Genomic DNA, 16559 nt, shown 5'->3' with positions numbered 1-16559 from the left:
TGCACACCGGCGCCGCTTACGGTGTTGGTGATGTTGTTCGCCGACGCGATATAGGTGGTGTCGAAGATGTTCCGCACCTCGGCAAATAGGGTGAGTTGCCGGAAATAGTCCGATGTGAGCTCGGTCTTGTAATGCACGTTGACATTGACCAGCTGATAGCCTGGCGCTCTGAGCAGGTTGGCGTTGTCCATGTAGAAGGAATCCTTCCAGACAAGTTCGACGAACGCGCCGAGACCTTTTAGCGGTCCGGCAGGCTGGTCATAACTGAGCCGGGCCGTCAGGTCGTTCGGCGAGATTCCGGGAATCTTGTTGCCGGCTCGATTGAAATTGAACGTATTGGCGCCGCTTGCAAGCGCCTCCGTGTATTCGGTATAGACCTCGTCGAGGTAGGTGTAGGCGGCCAAAAACTGCCATCCTGGATAGAAGCGCCAATTGGCCGCGAGCTCCACGCCGCGATGTTCCGAACGCGGCGCGTTGAAAGTGAACGTCAGGTTCGGAGGCGTCTGCCCGTTAGCCGAAGACGTCGCTTGGGTAACAAGCTCGTTTCGGAAGAACTCGTAGAAAGCCGTCGCACTCAACGTCAGAGACTTATTCGGTGTCCAGTCCATACCGAGATCGTAGCCGAGGTTGGTCTGCGATTTCAGCCCGGTGTTGTTGCCAAACGTTCCGTCCGGCAGGACGAAGAGATTGCCGACCTGCGGGGTTCCGTAACCGGTCGCCACGCGGGCGCGCCATTGCCATTCACTGCTCGGCTTGTAGACGAGGGCGAATTCGGGTGCCGTATTTTGAAACTGCAGGTTTGCCGTGGTTGGCGGAGGAATCGTCGCGGACGGCACATTGGGAATATTGTACTGAAAAGCGGTATTGACGCCGTTCAAGATCGTCGTTTCCCAACCAATCCCTGCAACTGCGGTCAGCGATGGAACGAGCTTGAGTTCCTCCCGCGCGCGAATGCCGTAGTTGGTCGTCGATTGATTTTGGCTGCTCACCAGCAAACCGAGATTTGCCTCGCCGCCCGGCATCACGTTGAACGTATTGCTGGTCGTCGAAAGCGTGTTGTACCACCCGCCGACGAGGGTGGTGGAGTCCATCCCGAACAGCTCGCCGCGCTTGGTGATATCGCTCATGAAATTGTAGGAGGGAAAATCGCCGATCGCGCTGGTTGAGCCGGTCGGCTGATTGATATTGCGATCGTCAAAGACGAACTGGTTGCGCCAGGTGGTCGTGTTATCGAAATCGTGTTCCCAGCGTGCGCCCACGATCGTGCGCCGGTCCTCGCGCCCGAGGCCCGCCTGTTCCGCAGTTTCCGATGACTTGGCGCCGTTGAAGCCGTTGTTAAACAGCGAAACGGTTCCGCAACCCAGTGTGGTCGCCACCTGGCATCCCTGCTGGAAGGGATTTTGGTTGTACTGGTTCAGCGACAGTCTGATCGGCAACGCCGTGTCCAGATCGTTGTTGATCAGCTTGAAGGTCAGCCGGTCGTCAGGGGTGACTTTCACCGTGGCGAGGAAATTCACAGTCTGGGTGTTGAACCAGCTGTTCTGAATGAAGCCGTCACCGCGCGCGTCGCTCGCAAATAACGATACTTCGGCGTTGCCGGCCTTCTGGCCGTAGCTCAGATAGTTGTTGAGATAGCCGAAGCTGCCGCCCTCTACTCCGTACTCAAATCCGTTGGTCGTGCCACCCGGCCGGGTCACGAAGTTGAGCGCGCCGCCTGTGGCATAGTTTCCATACAATGCCGACGACGGTCCCCTGATGACGTCGATCGCGCCATAGGCATGCGGATCGACGAGATCGCTGCGCGAAAGCCCGTCCGGCTGGGTCACCGGGAAACCGTCGTCGAAGATCACGATGTTGCGAATGCCGAAATTATTGCGGGCATTCGAGCCGCGGATCGAAATCCCGGTATCGCGAGGCCCGTTGCCCTGCTTGAAGTCGATGCCGGGGCTATCGCCCAGCAAATCGGCGACCGAAAAAACAGGTTTGTTGTCGTACTGGCTGCGGTCGACGCTCGTCGCGGTCTGACCGGTCGGCGCCTGGTTGAACCCCTCGCGGGCTCCGCTCGGCGTAACATTTGCCGGCGCGGTGGCCAGGTTGGCCGTCGGTGCCGGCGGTACCGCTTGTCGTTTGGCTTGCCGTGAGACGCGTGCTGTTCGCTTCGCAGAATTTGCGGCAGGTTTCGCCCTAACCTTCGGAGCGTCGACGGAAACCGGCGGCAGCGCATATTGCGCCCGAGACGAATTGAATGGCGCCAACAATGCAATTTCCAGCGCTATCGCGCTCGCGCCCCTGAGGGCACTGAACTTTGACATCCGACTTTCCTGATGCCGGCGCATTGAGGCTGGCCTGAACGATGCACATGGCGACAAGACGAATGCGTCGCCGTTGAAGGGATCGCAGTCAGGAAATAGAAGGCGGCGCGCGCGCTTGCGCGTTGGAGCCACCGTAGCCGTCCGGGAGTTGCGCTGTGCCGCGATGCCAGGCAATGCCGCTGGCCGAACGATCCGGAGCGACCCAAATGGTCGGCTCCGGCGTGGTGAGCGCGGCGGCGCACGCGCTTAGACTACAGCAGATCAGACAGCTTGCGTCGTGATCCTGTTGCGGACTGCCTTCGTCACCGGTTGCAGGCGAATGGCTCAGACAGATTTCGGCGGCCGCGAGCGGGTCGGAAACGGCCGATGCAAACGCCCAGCTCGCACCGATCGGTGCAAGGATCTGCACCATCAGCGCGATCATGAAGATCGGAGCGTATCGGTTAAGCCGCCGCATTCCTAAAACCCGTTCGGGTCCCATAAATCATCAAATGAGTGACAAGTCGAGAGATCGCCGGCAAAGCCACCCGCGCGATCACCCGAAGAGATCAACGCAACTTTCGCTGGAATATTCCCGGCCCCCATCACTTTTTCGCGTTGCTTGCCTAACTCGTGAATCGTCGTTGCGGATCCGCCGCAAGGAATAATCCGCAGATCGCGCAAGTCTAGCCTGCATCCAATCAAGGGTGCGTAGGAGACTCTCGCGTGCAATTAACCCAAATGACCAGGATCGTTATCATCGTTGCTTCGGTATTGCCGACAACTGTTCTTGCGCAATCAAGCCAGCCCCCGGCGCTGCAAGGCGATCCATCGCGCGGTGAGGTGCTGTATCAAGGCTGCATGGACTGTCATTCCATCGACAAAGACGACGTTGGGCCGAGACACCGCGGGGTCGTTGGCCGCCGCGCCGGAAGCATCGCCGGCTACGATTATTCGAAGGCGCTCAAGAACTCCGGGCTGACCTGGGACGAGGCGACGCTAGACCGCTGGTTGATCGATCCCAGCGCGCTCGTCCCGGGGACAAAGATGTTCTACGAGGTGGAAAAGCCGCAAGATCGAGCCGACCTTATCGCTTACCTCAAGCAACAGAAGTAATCCCGGCGTGAGCACGCCGAAGGATCACCTCGGGCCGGTGCGGCTGGCCAAAAAGCCTCCAATCCCGATCGGGTCGGGTTTGGCCGATCGATAGACTACTCAAATACCACCATTGGAGGTTCAAATGCCGAAATTCCAATCATTTCGCGACGTGCTACAAATTTGAACATTCGTTGCCGAAACGGGTGACAGGCCGCTGATTTTAGTCTACGAATCCCGGCCTCAGACCCGGCCGCAAGGTCGAACGGTCTGGTGGTCCAAGTCTCGGGAGGAGCCCTGGCGCGCAAAAAGCAGCGTCGCCCCGTTAATCAAGAGCAATCACGGATACGGGAAAATAGGGACGACACAATTTTCGGAGCAGGACCGCACAAGTCCTGCTCCTTTTTTATTTTCACGCCGTTTTTACCAGCCGGAAATTGCGCGAGAGGCGGCAAACGCAAATGCGTTTACGCGACAAATAGAAGTGTTTGCGCGGACGCGACAAACGAACTGTTTGCGCGGACGCGACAAACCAAGATGTTTGCGCGGAATTACTCGCGCTCGAGAAAGTTGGATCCGATAGCGGCCTTTTTCTTGATCGGATCGAAGTCGCAAAAGACGCCATCGGCGACGAGCGTGTAGCTCGAGACGATATTGTATTTGTCCAGCTTCACCGAGTTCAGACCGATCACGCGGGTGTTGGTGCCGCCGTTCCATTTGAAAGGCGTCGCGCTCTGAGCTTTTTCGCAAGCCGCGACCGCGTCGGCGAACACGTAACCTTCAAGGAACGATTTGAGCGTCTGAATCTGGGTGTTGGCTCTGAAGCCAAAATACGAGACGGCGGCGATCGCCGCGATGGCAAGTAACAACAATCCGGCCGTAATCCGCTGAAACCACATCGTCTCCCCCAAATGCCATAGTGTCCCGATTTTGACATTCGTATCGTATCGCAGCGGAGACTTCTACGAATTCAGAACCGAAGGGACGCTAGCAACCATATTCAATTCGTCGTGGTCTTGCCGCCGCGCAGGAACACGAGCTTTTCCTCACGAAATCGGAGAATGAGCCATGCGGTCTCCTCGAAACCGCCTGCGAGCTTTCCGTGGTGAGAATACACCATTTGAGCCGCTGCCGACTTCGACGGCTGTCCCAGCGCCGTGACGACCTCCAAACGCGACATACCTAAACGCAGCTTGCCATCGAAGACGAGGGGCGCGAACTTTTCCGGAATGATGGCGCAATCGGTTGAGGTCTCGGTATCTTTCTCGGTGAGCTCTTCAACGACCTCTGTGACGCGATGGTCCGTGCCGCCCATCTCTCCGGACATGACCCATAGTCGATGCTGTGCGCGCCTATAACACAGCCAGTAGATGCTTCCTCCAGCGTCGCCCTGGTTTTGGATGGTCCCTTCGCCCACGGCCTTTCGGACCGCGCCGAGCGGCGTCTCCTCGAAGCGGCCGACGAATGCACCTAGCGAAAAGCGGGTCGCCAATCTCTTCACGACCGTCGGCGGAACGCGCTCGAACGCATGTTCGTCGAGTGGCGGCGGCGTCTGCGCGGAGCAGTCGTCCGCGGGGATCGCGAAAAGGAGCAGCAGCAAGAAGAGCGTTCTTCGACGCGCAACTCCAAATTGCCTTACATCGAGGATTGAGCCCTTCCGGAATGGCTCCTTTGCTTTGGCAAGGACGGCGTCAACATCGAGGTCTTTGACGCGGCCAACCGCTCTGCCCGCCAGTCTCTTATATATTTCTCGCCACAGCGGCTTGCGCCCGGGCGTCGAGAGTGCGGGGGGCATTTTCCGGGTGTCGGACACGTCAGTCTGTCTCCCGCGATGAAGAAAGGTTCAATATGTCATGGCTGACGTGTGGAGAAGCCGCCTTCACCCATAAGCGGCTTCAGGAGCCACCAGCGATCTCGCGGCAGCGAAGAAACGTCAGAGCCGCCGCACTGGAGCGCGCGTTCCGCATTTTCAGAACGGCATGCCCATCATTTTCGACAATCGTTCGACGCTCAGAAGACCTTCGTAATAGGCGGTCATGCCGACAGCATAGATCGCGGCCGACAACAACGTCGTCCAGATCAGCTTGCGACCCATCCGGCTCACGATCGGTGCGCCGGGATCAGTGCCGGGGCTGCCGCCGCCGTCCTCATGTTGGCTGCGCACGCCGAACGGCAAGGTCACGAACAACGTGACCCACCACAACACAAAGTAGATCGCGAACCCTGTCGAGATTGTGTAGGCCATGACTAGAACTCCACTTAGTCAAGCCTGTTCGATTTCGACAAGCGCGCCGGAAAAGTCCTTCGGGTGCAGGAACAGCACCGGCTTGCCGTGTGCGCCGATCTTGGGAACGCCGTCGCCAAGCACGCGCGCGCCTTCCTTCACCAGGCGATCGCGCGCCGCGATGATGTCGGGAACATCATAGCAGATGTGATGAATGCCGCCGTCGGCGTTGCGCTCGAGGAATTTTGCGATCGGCGAGGTCTCGCCGAGCGGCTGAATGAATTCGATCTTGGTGTTGGGCAAGGTTACGAACACCGTGATGACGCCATGCTCGGGCAATGGCACCGCCTCTGAAACCTCCGCGCCAAGCGCGCCATAGATTTGGGCCGCCTTCTCGGCGTCCTTGACTGCGATTGCCACGTGATTGAGCCGGCCCAGCATCCTGATTGTCCCGATTTCGAAGTTCGGGTTATAGCGCGGGCCTCCTGACGAGACTAGACCGTGAGCACGTGCACGAAGCAGAGCGGCTTCTTGCCCCAATGCTCGTTCACGGACGCGCGCACGGCGCGTCGCACGGATTCGGCCAGCGCATCCGGATCGCGCCGCCGCGCCCGCGGCAGGCCCTCGACGGTCGAGACCACGACATCGAACACGATATCGTCGATCATCTCTCCCGCCACGTTCTTTTCGGGAATTCCGGCCAGCTCGATCTCGGGATCGTCGGCGAGTTCGCCTTTCTCATCCATTGCCAATGCTACGAAGGCGCAGCCGGCAAAGGCCATGCGCCGTCGCTCGACGACCGCGCGCGATTTGGCGTCCTCAAGGATGTTGCCATCCTTGTACAGCCGGCCCGACGGCAGTTCCTCGATGATTCCGGGCTCGCCGGGTGCGAGCTTGACCAGATCGCCGTCGCGGCAGATCAGGACCTTCGGAACGCCAACGGCGCGCGCAAGCTTGGCGTGCTCGAACAGATGCAGCGCCTCGCCGTGCACAGGTATGAGAAGCTGCGGGCGCACCCAAGCGATCATGTCGCGCAACTCGTCGCGGCGAGGATGACCCGAGACGTGAACAAGTTGGGTCCGATCGGTAATGACCTCGACGCCTTGCGCGATCAGACCATTGATGATCGATCCGACCGCCTTTTCGTTGCCGGGAATGGTGCGCGAGGAAAAGATCACACAATCGCCCTTGTTGAGCGTGACTTGCGGATGATCGTCATTGGCAATCCGCGCCAGCGCCGCACGCGGCTCGCCCTGGCTGCCGGTGCAGAGCGCCAGCACCTTGTCAGGCGGAAAGTGGCCATAAAGGTCCGGGCCACGGAAATTCTGCACGCCGTCAAGGTATCCGGTCTCTCGCGCCACCTGGACCACGCGTTCCATGGCGCGCCCGACCACGACCACCTCGCGTCCCGATGCCCGTGCCGCGTCCGCAACGGCGCGGATCCGCGCGACATTGGAGGCAAATGTGGTCACGGCGACCCGGCCCCTGGCCGCCTTCACCAGCTCGGCGATGGTCTTGGCGACTTCGGATTCCGACGGCGAACGGCCTTCCCGCACCGCGTTGGTGGAATCGCCGACCAGCGCCAGCACGCCGGCGTCACCGAGTTCGCGTAAGCGGCGTTCGTCCGTCGGCGGGCCCGTGACCGGCGTCGGGTCGAGCTTCCAATCGCCGGTATGCAGCACCGTTCCGGCGTCGGTGTGGATCGCGATCGCATGCGATTCAGGAATCGAATGCGCTACTGGGATGAATTCGACGCCGAATGGCCCCAGTTCGATGCGGCCACCCGACGGCACGACAGTGACCGGAATTTTCGGCGGATTGCGCTCGGCGGCGCATTTGGCCTCGAACAATGCGGCAGAGAATTTCGTCGCGTAGATCGGGCATTTCAATTGTGGCCAGAGATCGATGATGGCGCCGAAATGGTCTTCATGGGCATGCGTGAGCACAAGCCCGACCAGGTTCTTTCGCTCCTTCACCAGGAAGCTGATGTCCGGCATGATGGTGTCGATGCCCGGCAGATGCTCCTCGTCGCCGAAGGAGACGCCGAGATCGATCGCGAGCCAGGCGCGCTTTTGGCGATTGCCGAGCCCGTAGATCGACAGGTTCATGCCGATCTCGCCGACGCCGCCGAGCGGGGCAAAGGTGAATTCGTCGCCGCTCGCCATCAGCCGGTTCTCGCGGAGCCGGCCAAACCGAAATGCACGTCGCCTGCTGAAACCGGCACCTGCTCGCCGTTGGGGGTTGTTATGATCATGCAGCCCGTATCGTCGATGGTTTGGAAAATACCTGAAACAATTGCCTGGCCAGTATGGACCGAGACAGGCTGTCCGAGTCCTGCCGCCAGCGCCAGCCAGCGCCGCCGGATTTCGCCAAAACCCCCGCCCCGGTCCCAGACACCGCGGCATTCAGCCCAGCTGTCCGACAGCGCCGTAAACAGCCTCTCCGCAGTGATATCAAGGCCCAGCGCACGCAAGGACGTGGCTGGCGCAGGCAGGCCCTCAGGGGCGGCCACGACATTGGTGCCCATGCCGACGACCACCGCAAGCCCCCGGCCCTGGACGGCTTCCGCCTCCAGCAGGATGCCGGTCAGCTTGGCCGGCCCCGCCAAGACGTCGTTGGGCCATTTCAGAGAGAATTTGGTCGCCGCCGGGCTTGCCACGGCTTGGAGCGCGGTTGCCAGCGCTACCCCCGCGGCAAAGCCCAGCGTGGCTGCGGTCGCCGGCGCCACGTCGATCGTTTCGAGCACACTGGCAGCGAGGTTGTCCCGGGGAGCGATCCAGGGCCGGTACCGCCGGCCGCGGCCGGCGGTCTGCTCCGACGTGACGAACCACATCGGGCCGCGCTCGCCCGCCTGGGCGCGCGCCAACGCTTCCGAGTTGGTCGAACCGATCTGATCGAAGCTTGCGAGCCGGTATCCGGCCGATAGAGCTCGTGGACCGAGCGTGAATAGCATCTAGAACAATGATTTCGCCGCTGCCGATGCAACGCTCACCAGCGGTCCGGGATAAACGAAGAAAAGCAGATTGAAGAGCCCCGCAATGGCGAGCACGGCGCGCAATTCCACGCGCACGGGGTCGAGCTCCTTCAGCGGCTCGTCGAAATACATCACCTTGACGATCGAGAGATAGTAATAGGCGCCGACCACGCTGGTGATCACGCCAATTACCGCCAACGTAAACAGGTTGGCCTTGATCGCGGCGACGAAAACGTACCATTTGCCGAAGAATCCCGCGAGCGGCGGCACGCCGGCGAGCGAGAACAGCAGCATCGCAAAGAAGAAGGCGAGCAGCGGATTGGTACGAGAGAGCCCCGAGAAGTCACTGATGTTTTCGACGTGCTGGCCGCCACGCTTCATGGCCAGGATGACCGCGAAGCTGCCAAGCGTCATCGCGACATAGATTGCGATATAGACCAGTACGCCCTGCGCGCCCTCCGGCGTGCCCGCGGCAAGACCGACGAGGGCAAATCCCATGTGGCCGATCGAGGAATACGCCATCAGGCGCTTGATGTTCTTCTGGCCGATCGCCGCGAACGAACCCAGCGCCATCGAGGCAATCGACACGAACACGACGATCTGCTGCCACTGCAGCGTAATGCCTGGAAATGCCGTGAGCGCGACGCGGGTGAAGACCGCGAGCGCGGCGACTTTCGGCGCGGAAGCAAAGAACGCGGTGACCGGGGTCGGCGCGCCCTCATAGACGTCGGGCGTCCACATATGGAACGGCACCGCCGAAACCTTGAAGCAAAGCCCAGCGAGCAGGAATACGATGCCGAATACGAGTCCAACGCTGCTGGTCTTGGCTGCGGCCGCGATGCCGGCGAAGCTGACGGTGCCGGTAAAGCCATAGATCAGCGAGGCGCCGTAGAGCAGCATGCCGGAGGACAGCGCACCGAGCACGAAATACTTCAGGCCCGCTTCGGTCGATTTGACGTCGTCGCGGTTGGAAGCCGCCACCACGTAGAGCGCAAGGCTCATCAGCTCGAGACCCAGATAGAGCATGATCAGGTCACCGGCCGAGATCAGGATCATCATGCCGAGCGTCGAAAGCAGCACCAGAATGGAATATTCGAAGATGCGCCGGGACGGTTCAGTGAGGAACTCGGCCGAAAGAACGAGCGTCGCGCCCGACCCGATGATCGCGAGCACCTTCAGGAAGCGGGCAAAATCATCGACGATGAAGCTGCCGTTGAACGTCACCTGCTTGCCGGCCGGCAAGGTCAGCTCCAGGATCGCGACGAGCACCAGAAGGACGAGCGAAAGCACGGTGATCAGGCCCGTGGTGCGAACACCGCGATAGGCTCCAAGCATCAACAACGCCATGGCGCCGACCGCCAGCACGAGCTCCGGCAGTACGGGCTGCAATTGATAACCTGCGCTCACAAAGCTCATGATGGCACGTGTCCTAGCTGGAGCTTCGTTTCCAATTCGAAATCGAAGCTCGCCCCTTCTTTATGTTTGACGCGTTTTCTTGACGCGAACCGGAATCCACTTCGCTCGAAAACGCTATTGTAACGCGGCCGCCTTCACGGCCGTCACTGCGGTATTGTAGTTGTTGACGAGTTGCTGCACCGAGGTTGCCGACATGTCGAGCACCGGTTTCGGGTAGAAGCCGAACAGGATCGTGAGGACGACCAGCGGCACCAGGGTCAGGGATTCGCGGAATGTCAGGTCCTTGATCGAGGCCAGCGACGGCTTGACCAGCGCGCCGAACACGACCTTGCGATAGAGCCAGAGCGCGTAGGCCGCCGACAGGATCACGCCGGTCGTGGCGAACACCGCGGTCGGAAGCGACGTCTTGAACGTGCCGAGCAGCGTCATGAATTCGCCGACGAAACCGGAGGTGCCGGGCAGACCGACATTGGCCATGGTGAAGACCATGAAAACGAGGGCATAGAGCGGCATGCGGTTGACCAGCCCGCCATAGGCGGCGATCTCGCGGGTGTGCATGCGGTCGTAGACGATGCCAACGCAGAGGAACAGCGCGCCCGACACGATGCCGTGCGAGATCATCTGGAACACGCCGCCCGCAACGCCCTGCATCGTGCCGGCGAAGATGCCCATGGTGACGAACCCCATGTGGGCGACCGACGAATAGGCAATCAGTTTCTTCATGTCCTCCTGCATCATCGCCACCAGTGAGGTGTAGATGATCGCGATCACCGACAGCGTGTAGATCAGCGGCGCGAGGTCATGCGAGGCCAGCGGGAACATCGGCAGCGAGAAGCGCAGGAAGCCGTAGCCGCCCATCTTCAACAGGATGGCAGCGAGGATCACCGAGCCCGCGGTCGGCGCCTCGACATGCGCATCCGGCAGCCAGGTGTGAACCGGCCACATCGGCATCTTCACCGCGAACGAGGCGAAGAAGGCGAACCACGCCCAGGTCTGCAACGAGCGCGGCACGGCGGTGTGCATCAAGGTCGGGATTTCGGTGGTGCCGGCATTCCAGTACAGCGCCATGATGGCGAGCAGCATCAGGACGGAGCCGAGAAACGTGTAGAGGAAGAACTTGAAGGAGGCGTAGACGCGGCGTGGTCCGCCCCAGATGCCGATGATCAGGAACATCGGGATCAGGCCGCCTTCGAAGAACAAATAGAACAGCACAAGATCGAGCGCCGAGAAGGTGCCGACCATCAGCGTTTCCAGGATCAGAAACGCCATCATGTATTCGCGCACCCGAAGCTTGACCGATTTCCAGCTTGCCACGATGCAGAACGGCATCAAGGCGGTGGTCAGGATCACGAAGGGCAGTGAAATACCGTCGACACCCATGTGGTAGGTGATGGCACTCGCAAGCCACGGCGCCTTCTCGACGAACTGGAAGTCGGCAACCGTCGGATCGAACCGCACGACCAGGATCAAGGACACCGCAAAGGTCACCAGCGTGGTCCACAGCGCGATCCAGCGCGCGTTGCGCTGCGCGGCCTCGTCATCGCCCCTGAGCAGCCAGATCAGGAGCATGCCAACGGTCGGCAGGAAGACAACGACCGAAAGAATGGGCCAGGTCGTCATTGCTTAGCCTCCCACGCCGAACATGAACCAGGTGATGAAGCCGGCGACCCCGATCAGCATGGCGAAGGCGTAATGGTAGAGATAACCGGTCTGAAGCTTGACGGCGTTGCGGGTGACGTCGAGCACGCGCGCCGATACGCCGTCGGGCCCGAGGCCGTCGATGATCTTGCCGTCGCCGACTTTCCAGAGGAAGCGGCCGATCCACTTCGCGGGCCGCACGAAGATGAAGTCGTACAGCTCGTCGAAGTACCATTTGTTGAGCAGGAACTGGTAGAGCAGCGGCTGCTGGTTGGCGAGGTCGACCGGCAGATACGGCCGGCGGATATAGAACAGGTAGGAGATCGCAAGACCGATCACCATCATCACGAAAGGCAGCGGAGCCAACCAGGACGGCATGTGCTCCATGTCCTCGAGGATGTGCGGGTTCATCTTCACGGACTCGCGGAAGAACTCCTCGACCCCGTGCGGGCCGACGAAAATCTCCCTGAACGGGAAGCCGGCCGCGATCGAGCCGATCGCCAGCAAGCCGATGGGAACCAGCATCGTCAGCGGCGCTTCGTGCGCAGCCTCGTAATGCGCCTGGTCGTGCGGCTCGCCGAAGAAGGTCTTGAAGATCAGACGCCAGGAATAGAACGAGGTCAGGCCCGCGGCGACGATGGTCGCAAGATAGGCGTAGGTCGCAAACGGGTTATGCGCGGCATAGGCGGATTCGATGATGGCATCCTTCGAGAAATAGCCGGCGAACATCGGAAAACCCGTCAGCGCCAGCGTGCCGATACACATCACCGCAAAGGTGTAGGGAATTTTCCGCCACAGCCCGCCCATGTTGCGGATATCCTGCTCGTGATGCATCGCATAGATCACCGAGCCGGAACCCAAAAACAGCAGCGCCTTGAAGAAGGCGTGGGTGAACAGGTGGAACATGCCGACCGAATAAGCCCCCGCCCCCATCGCCACGAACATGTAGCCGAGCTGCGAGCAGGTCGAATAAGCGACGATGCGCTTGATGTCGTTCTGGACCAGGCCGACGGTGGCGGCAAAGAACGCCGTGGTCGCCCCGACCAGCATCACGAAGGCCTGCGCGGTCGGCGCCAGCTCGAACAACGGCGACAGCCGCGCCACCATGAAGACGCCGGCGGTGACCATCGTGGCGGCATGGATCAGCGCCGAGACCGGGGTCGGGCCTTCCATCGCGTCCGGCAACCAGGTGTGCAGCAGGAATTGCGCCGATTTGCCCATCGCACCCATGAACAGCAGCAGGCAAGTCAACGTCAGTGCGTCCGGATGCCAGCCGAAGAAGTTGATGGTCTTGCCGGTCAGCCCTGGCGCGGCATGGAAGATGGTCTCGAAGTCGGTCGACCCGATCAGCATGAACACGGCGAAAATGCCGAGCGCGAAGCCGAAGTCGCCGACGCGGTTGACGACGAAGGCCTTGATCGCGGCCGCGTTCGCCGACGGCTTCTGATACCAGAAACCGATCAGCAGGTAGCTGGCCAGACCCACGCCTTCCCAGCCGAAGAACAGCTGCACCAGGTTGTCCGACGTCACCAGCATCAGCATCGCGAAGGTGAACAGCGAGAGATAACCGAAGAAGCGCGGGCGGTTCGGGTCCTCGTCCATGTAGCCGATCGAATAAAGGTGAACGAGCGAGGACACCGTGTTGACCACGACCAGCATCACGGCCGTGAGCGTGTCGACGCGAAGCGACCACGAAACCTGCAGATCGCCCGAGTTGATCCACGGGAACAGATCGACGCGGACATCATGATGCCCGAAGCCGACCTCGAACAGCGTCCACCACGACAGCGCCGCCGCGATCAGCAACAGGCCGGTCGTGATCACCTCGGCGGCGCGGGAGCCGGCCGCCGGCGGCTCGGAGACGTGGTGATCGTCGTGAGCACCATGGGCATCGGGTTCGTGGCTCGTGGTATGGATGACAGCGGCATCTTCGTCGACGGGCACCTCGGCATGTGCCGTCGCACCATGGTCGTCATGGTGCTCGACCTCGTCGCCACTGGGATGGCGCCCATGCGCACCGGTAATGGCGATCGCGCCCGCAATGATGGCGCCGATCAGCGGCAGAAAAACGATTGCCTGGATCATTGTAACGCGCCTAGCCCTTCATCAGATTGACGTCTTCAACCGCGATCGAACCGCGGTTGCGGAAATAGACCACGAGCACGGCAAGTCCGATCGCCGCCTCCGCCGCCGCCACCGTCAGCACCAAGAGCGCATAGACCTGACCGACGATGTCGCCGATGAAGGTCGAGAACGCCACGAGGTTGACGTTGACCGCGAGCAGGATCAGTTCGATCGACATCAGGATGACGATGATGTTCTTGCGGTTGAGAAAGATGCCGAGAATCCCGAGCGTGAACAGGATGGCGCCGACCGCGAGATAGTGTCCAAGACCGATCGTCATCGCACCCACTCCGCTGCGTCCGCATCCTGCAGGCCTTGGCCCGAGGCCACCTTGCGAACGCTCATCGCCATTTCCCGCGTGCGGGCGTTCTGCACGTTGATATCCTGCCGCTTGACGCTCGCCTTGTGGCGCAACGTCAGCACGATCGCGCCGATCATGGCGACCAGAAGCACGATGCCGGCAATCTGGAAGTAATGGATGTATTTCGTGTAGAGCACCAGCCCGAGTGCTTCCGTATTGCTAACATTCGCCGGGATCGCCGAAGTGATCGATTTGGCGACGTTGGGATTGATCACCCAACCACCGCCGACCAGCAGCAATTCGACCAGGAAGATGCCGCCAATCACGAGGCCCACCGGCAGATACTGGATGAAGCCCTCGCGCAGCTCCGCGAAATCGACATCGAGCATCATGATCACGAACAGGAACAGCACCGCGACCGCGCCGACATAGACCACCACCAGGATCATCGCCAGGAACTCGGCCCCCATCAGCACGAACAGGCCGGAGGCGTTGACGAAAGCGAGGATCAGAAACAGCACGGAGTGCACGGGATTACGCGAGACAATCACCATGACGGCGGACGCCACGCAGACGCCCGCGAACAGATAAAAGAACAGCGCCGGAAGGATCATCCCCATAACCTCACCGGTACGGCGCGTCGAGCTCGATTGCTATTGCAATCTCGCGTTCCCAGCGATCGCCGTTCGCCAACAGCTTCGCCTTGTCGTAATAGAGTTCCTCGCGCGTCTCGGTCGCGAATTCGAAATTCGGCCCCTCGACGATCGCGTCGACCGGGCAGGCCTCCTGGCACAACCCGCAATAGATGCACTTCACCATATCGATGTCGTAGCGCACCGTGCGGCGCGTGCCGTCGTTGCGGCGCGGGCCGGCCTCGATCGTGATCGCCTGCGCGGGACAGATCGCCTCGCAGAGCTTGCAGGCGATGCAGCGTTCCTCGCCATTCGGATAACGGCGCAGCGCGTGCTCGCCGCGGAAGCGGGGCGAGATCGGGTTCTTCTCGAATGGATAGTTGATCGTCGGCTTCGGCTTGAAGAAATAGCGCATGGCGAGAACGAACGCCGATACGAATTCCGACAGCAGGAGCGAGCGGGCGGTTGCGTTGATGTTGACACTCATAGCGACCTCATTTCGGCGCGATCCCCGCAAGTTGCAGCACGCCCGCAACGATGACGACCATGGCGAGCGAGAGCGGCAGGAACACTTTCCAGCCAAGCCGCATCAACTGGTCGTAGCGGTAGCGCGGCACGATGGCCTTGGCCATTGCGAACAGGAAGAACATGAAGAACAGTTTCAGCGAGAACCAGATCACGCCCGGCACCCAGTTGAAGGGCGGCAGGTTCACCGGCGGCAGCCAGCCGCCCAGGAACAGGATCGTCGCCATCGCGCACATCGTGGTGATGGCGACATATTCGCCGAGCATGAACAACAGATACGGCGTCGAGCCGTATTCGACCATGAAACCGGCGACGAGTTCGGACTCGGCTTCGACGAGGTCGAAGGGCGGCCGGTTGGTTTCGGCGAGCGAGGAGACGTAGAACACCACGAACATCGGGAACAGCGGCCACACATACCAGTTCAGGATGGTGAGCTGCGGCAGCCCGATCAGGCTGGCAGAGCCGTGCAGCTTCTGCGCCTGCACCACGGCCGACAGGTTCAGCGTGCCGGCGCAGAGCAGCACGGTGATGATGACAAAGCCGATCGAGACTTCGTAGCTCACCATCTGCGCCGCCGAGCGCAGCGCGGCGAGGAACGGATATTTCGAGTTCGACGACCAGCCGGCCATGATGATGCCGTAGATCGACAGCGAGGAGATCGCGAAGATGTAGAGCACGCCGACATTGATATCGGAGATCACCCAGCCGAGACTTGTCGGGATCACCGCCCAGGCGGCGAGCGCCAGCACGCAGGACACCAGCGGCGCCAGCAGGAACACGCCCTTGTTGGCGCCGGCCGGAATGGTCGGCTCCTTCAGCACGAACTTCAGCAGGTCGGCGAAGGATTGCAGCAGCCCGAAAGGCCCGACCACGTTGGGGCCGCGCCGGATCTGCACCGCCGCCCAGATCTTGCGGTCGGCGAGCAGAATATAGGCAATCGCGATCAGGAGCACGACGAGCAGAAGCAGGCTCTCGGCGACCATGATGATCAGCTGCCCGAGATAGCTGCTCCAGAATGGGCTTGCGATGAAATCATGCATCATCAGGTCACGCTTATTCTGCTGCTTGCGCGGTTGAAAGGTGGCCGAGCGCGAAATTCACCGCGGCGTCAGCATGGATTAGGGTGGTGTCGAATGTCGGAAGCGGCGAGTTGCCCTCATTGAGCAGCATGCCGACCTCGGTGCAACCCAGGACGAGGCAGTCCGCGCCCTTCGCGGCCAGCCGGCGGGCGACGTCGACATAGGCCAGACGCGAGGCCTCGCTCACACGTCCGACGCACAGCTCGTCATAGATGATCCGATGCACCAGCGCGCGATCATCCTCGTCAGGCGTGATCGGC

The 16559-nt window shown here is 61.0% G+C and carries 18 protein-coding genes; 1 reads left to right on the top strand and 17 read right to left on the bottom strand.

Annotation, left to right across the window (positions count from 1 at the left end; genetic code table 11):
• The 3 genes from VFL62_RS00685 to VFL62_RS00675 all read right to left on the bottom strand — a co-directional run.
• The coding region (locus tag VFL62_RS00685) for a TonB-dependent receptor family protein (RefSeq protein WP_325170454.1) at positions 1-2312 on the bottom strand (2312 nt) is incomplete at its 3' end.
• An 88-nt stretch (positions 2313-2400) separates the two neighbouring features.
• Positions 2401-2769: a DUF2946 family protein gene (locus VFL62_RS00680; RefSeq protein ID WP_325170453.1), complete on the bottom strand. Its 369-nt coding sequence runs from the start codon at positions 2767-2769 to the stop codon at positions 2401-2403.
• A 2-nt stretch (positions 2770-2771) separates the two neighbouring features.
• A complete protein-coding gene (locus tag VFL62_RS00675; RefSeq protein WP_325170452.1) occupies positions 2772-2975 on the bottom strand; it encodes a hypothetical protein in 204 nt (67 codons plus the stop codon).
• A 57-nt stretch (positions 2976-3032) separates the two neighbouring features.
• On the opposite strand from VFL62_RS00675, the gene VFL62_RS00670 reads away from it, so the two are divergent.
• Positions 3033-3407: a cytochrome c family protein gene (locus tag VFL62_RS00670; protein ID WP_325170451.1), complete on the top strand. Its 375-nt coding sequence runs from the start codon at positions 3033-3035 to the stop codon at positions 3405-3407.
• 530 nt (positions 3408-3937) lie between these two features.
• Here the strand turns inward: VFL62_RS00670 and VFL62_RS00665 are convergent.
• The 14 genes from VFL62_RS00665 to VFL62_RS00600 form a co-directional block, all read right to left on the bottom strand.
• A complete protein-coding gene (locus VFL62_RS00665) occupies positions 3938-4285 on the bottom strand; it encodes a hypothetical protein (RefSeq protein ID WP_325170450.1) in 348 nt (115 codons plus the stop codon).
• Between the two features lie 101 nt (positions 4286-4386).
• Positions 4387-4986 carry a hypothetical protein gene (locus VFL62_RS00660; RefSeq protein WP_325170449.1) on the bottom strand — a complete coding sequence of 200 codons (600 nt, stop codon included), beginning with the start codon at positions 4984-4986 and terminating at the stop codon, positions 4387-4389.
• Positions 4987-5355: 369 nt separating this feature from the next.
• On the bottom strand, positions 5356-5631 hold the full coding sequence (locus tag VFL62_RS00655; RefSeq protein ID WP_325170448.1) for a DUF1467 family protein: 276 nt from the start codon (positions 5629-5631) through the stop codon (positions 5356-5358).
• Between the two features lie 18 nt (positions 5632-5649).
• Complete coding sequence (mce, locus tag VFL62_RS00650; protein WP_325170447.1) at positions 5650-6051, bottom strand: methylmalonyl-CoA epimerase; 402 nt, start codon at positions 6049-6051, stop codon at positions 5650-5652.
• Positions 6052-6104: 53 nt separating this feature from the next.
• Complete coding sequence (locus VFL62_RS00645; protein WP_325170446.1) at positions 6105-7775, bottom strand: ribonuclease J; 1671 nt, start codon at positions 7773-7775, stop codon at positions 6105-6107.
• A complete protein-coding gene (locus tag VFL62_RS00640) occupies positions 7775-8563 on the bottom strand; it encodes a biotin--[acetyl-CoA-carboxylase] ligase (protein WP_325170445.1) in 789 nt (262 codons plus the stop codon). The genes VFL62_RS00645 and VFL62_RS00640 overlap by 1 nt, the downstream gene beginning before the upstream one ends.
• A complete protein-coding gene (gene nuoN / locus VFL62_RS00635; protein WP_325170444.1) occupies positions 8564-10000 on the bottom strand; it encodes an NADH-quinone oxidoreductase subunit NuoN in 1437 nt (478 codons plus the stop codon).
• A gap of 114 nt (positions 10001-10114) precedes the next feature.
• The gene (locus VFL62_RS00630) at positions 10115-11620 is read right to left on the bottom strand and encodes an NADH-quinone oxidoreductase subunit M (protein ID WP_325170443.1); all 1506 of its coding nucleotides are present in this window, start codon (positions 11618-11620) and stop codon (positions 10115-10117) included.
• A gap of 3 nt (positions 11621-11623) precedes the next feature.
• Positions 11624-13723: an NADH-quinone oxidoreductase subunit L gene (nuoL, locus tag VFL62_RS00625; RefSeq protein WP_325170442.1), complete on the bottom strand. Its 2100-nt coding sequence runs from the start codon at positions 13721-13723 to the stop codon at positions 11624-11626.
• A 10-nt stretch (positions 13724-13733) separates the two neighbouring features.
• On the bottom strand, positions 13734-14042 hold the full coding sequence (gene nuoK, locus VFL62_RS00620) for an NADH-quinone oxidoreductase subunit NuoK (protein WP_325170441.1): 309 nt from the start codon (positions 14040-14042) through the stop codon (positions 13734-13736).
• Positions 14039-14677, bottom strand: coding sequence for an NADH-quinone oxidoreductase subunit J (locus VFL62_RS00615; RefSeq protein WP_325170456.1), 639 nt, complete (start codon positions 14675-14677; stop codon positions 14039-14041). The genes nuoK and VFL62_RS00615 overlap by 4 nt, the downstream gene beginning before the upstream one ends.
• A gap of 10 nt (positions 14678-14687) precedes the next feature.
• Positions 14688-15182: an NADH-quinone oxidoreductase subunit NuoI gene (nuoI, locus tag VFL62_RS00610; protein WP_325170440.1), complete on the bottom strand. Its 495-nt coding sequence runs from the start codon at positions 15180-15182 to the stop codon at positions 14688-14690.
• Positions 15183-15189: 7 nt separating this feature from the next.
• Positions 15190-16260 carry an NADH-quinone oxidoreductase subunit NuoH gene (nuoH, locus tag VFL62_RS00605; RefSeq protein ID WP_325170455.1) on the bottom strand — a complete coding sequence of 357 codons (1071 nt, stop codon included), beginning with the start codon at positions 16258-16260 and terminating at the stop codon, positions 15190-15192.
• A gap of 13 nt (positions 16261-16273) precedes the next feature.
• On the bottom strand, positions 16274-16559 hold a 286-nt coding region (locus tag VFL62_RS00600; RefSeq protein WP_325170439.1), incomplete at its 5' end, for an aspartate/glutamate racemase family protein.

The sequence above is a fragment of the Bradyrhizobium sp. genome, assembly GCF_035701725.1.
Lineage (GTDB): Bacteria > Pseudomonadota > Alphaproteobacteria > Rhizobiales > Xanthobacteraceae > Bradyrhizobium.
Note: the sequence above shows the minus strand (reverse complement) of the source record. Positions and strands in the feature narration are given on the sequence as shown.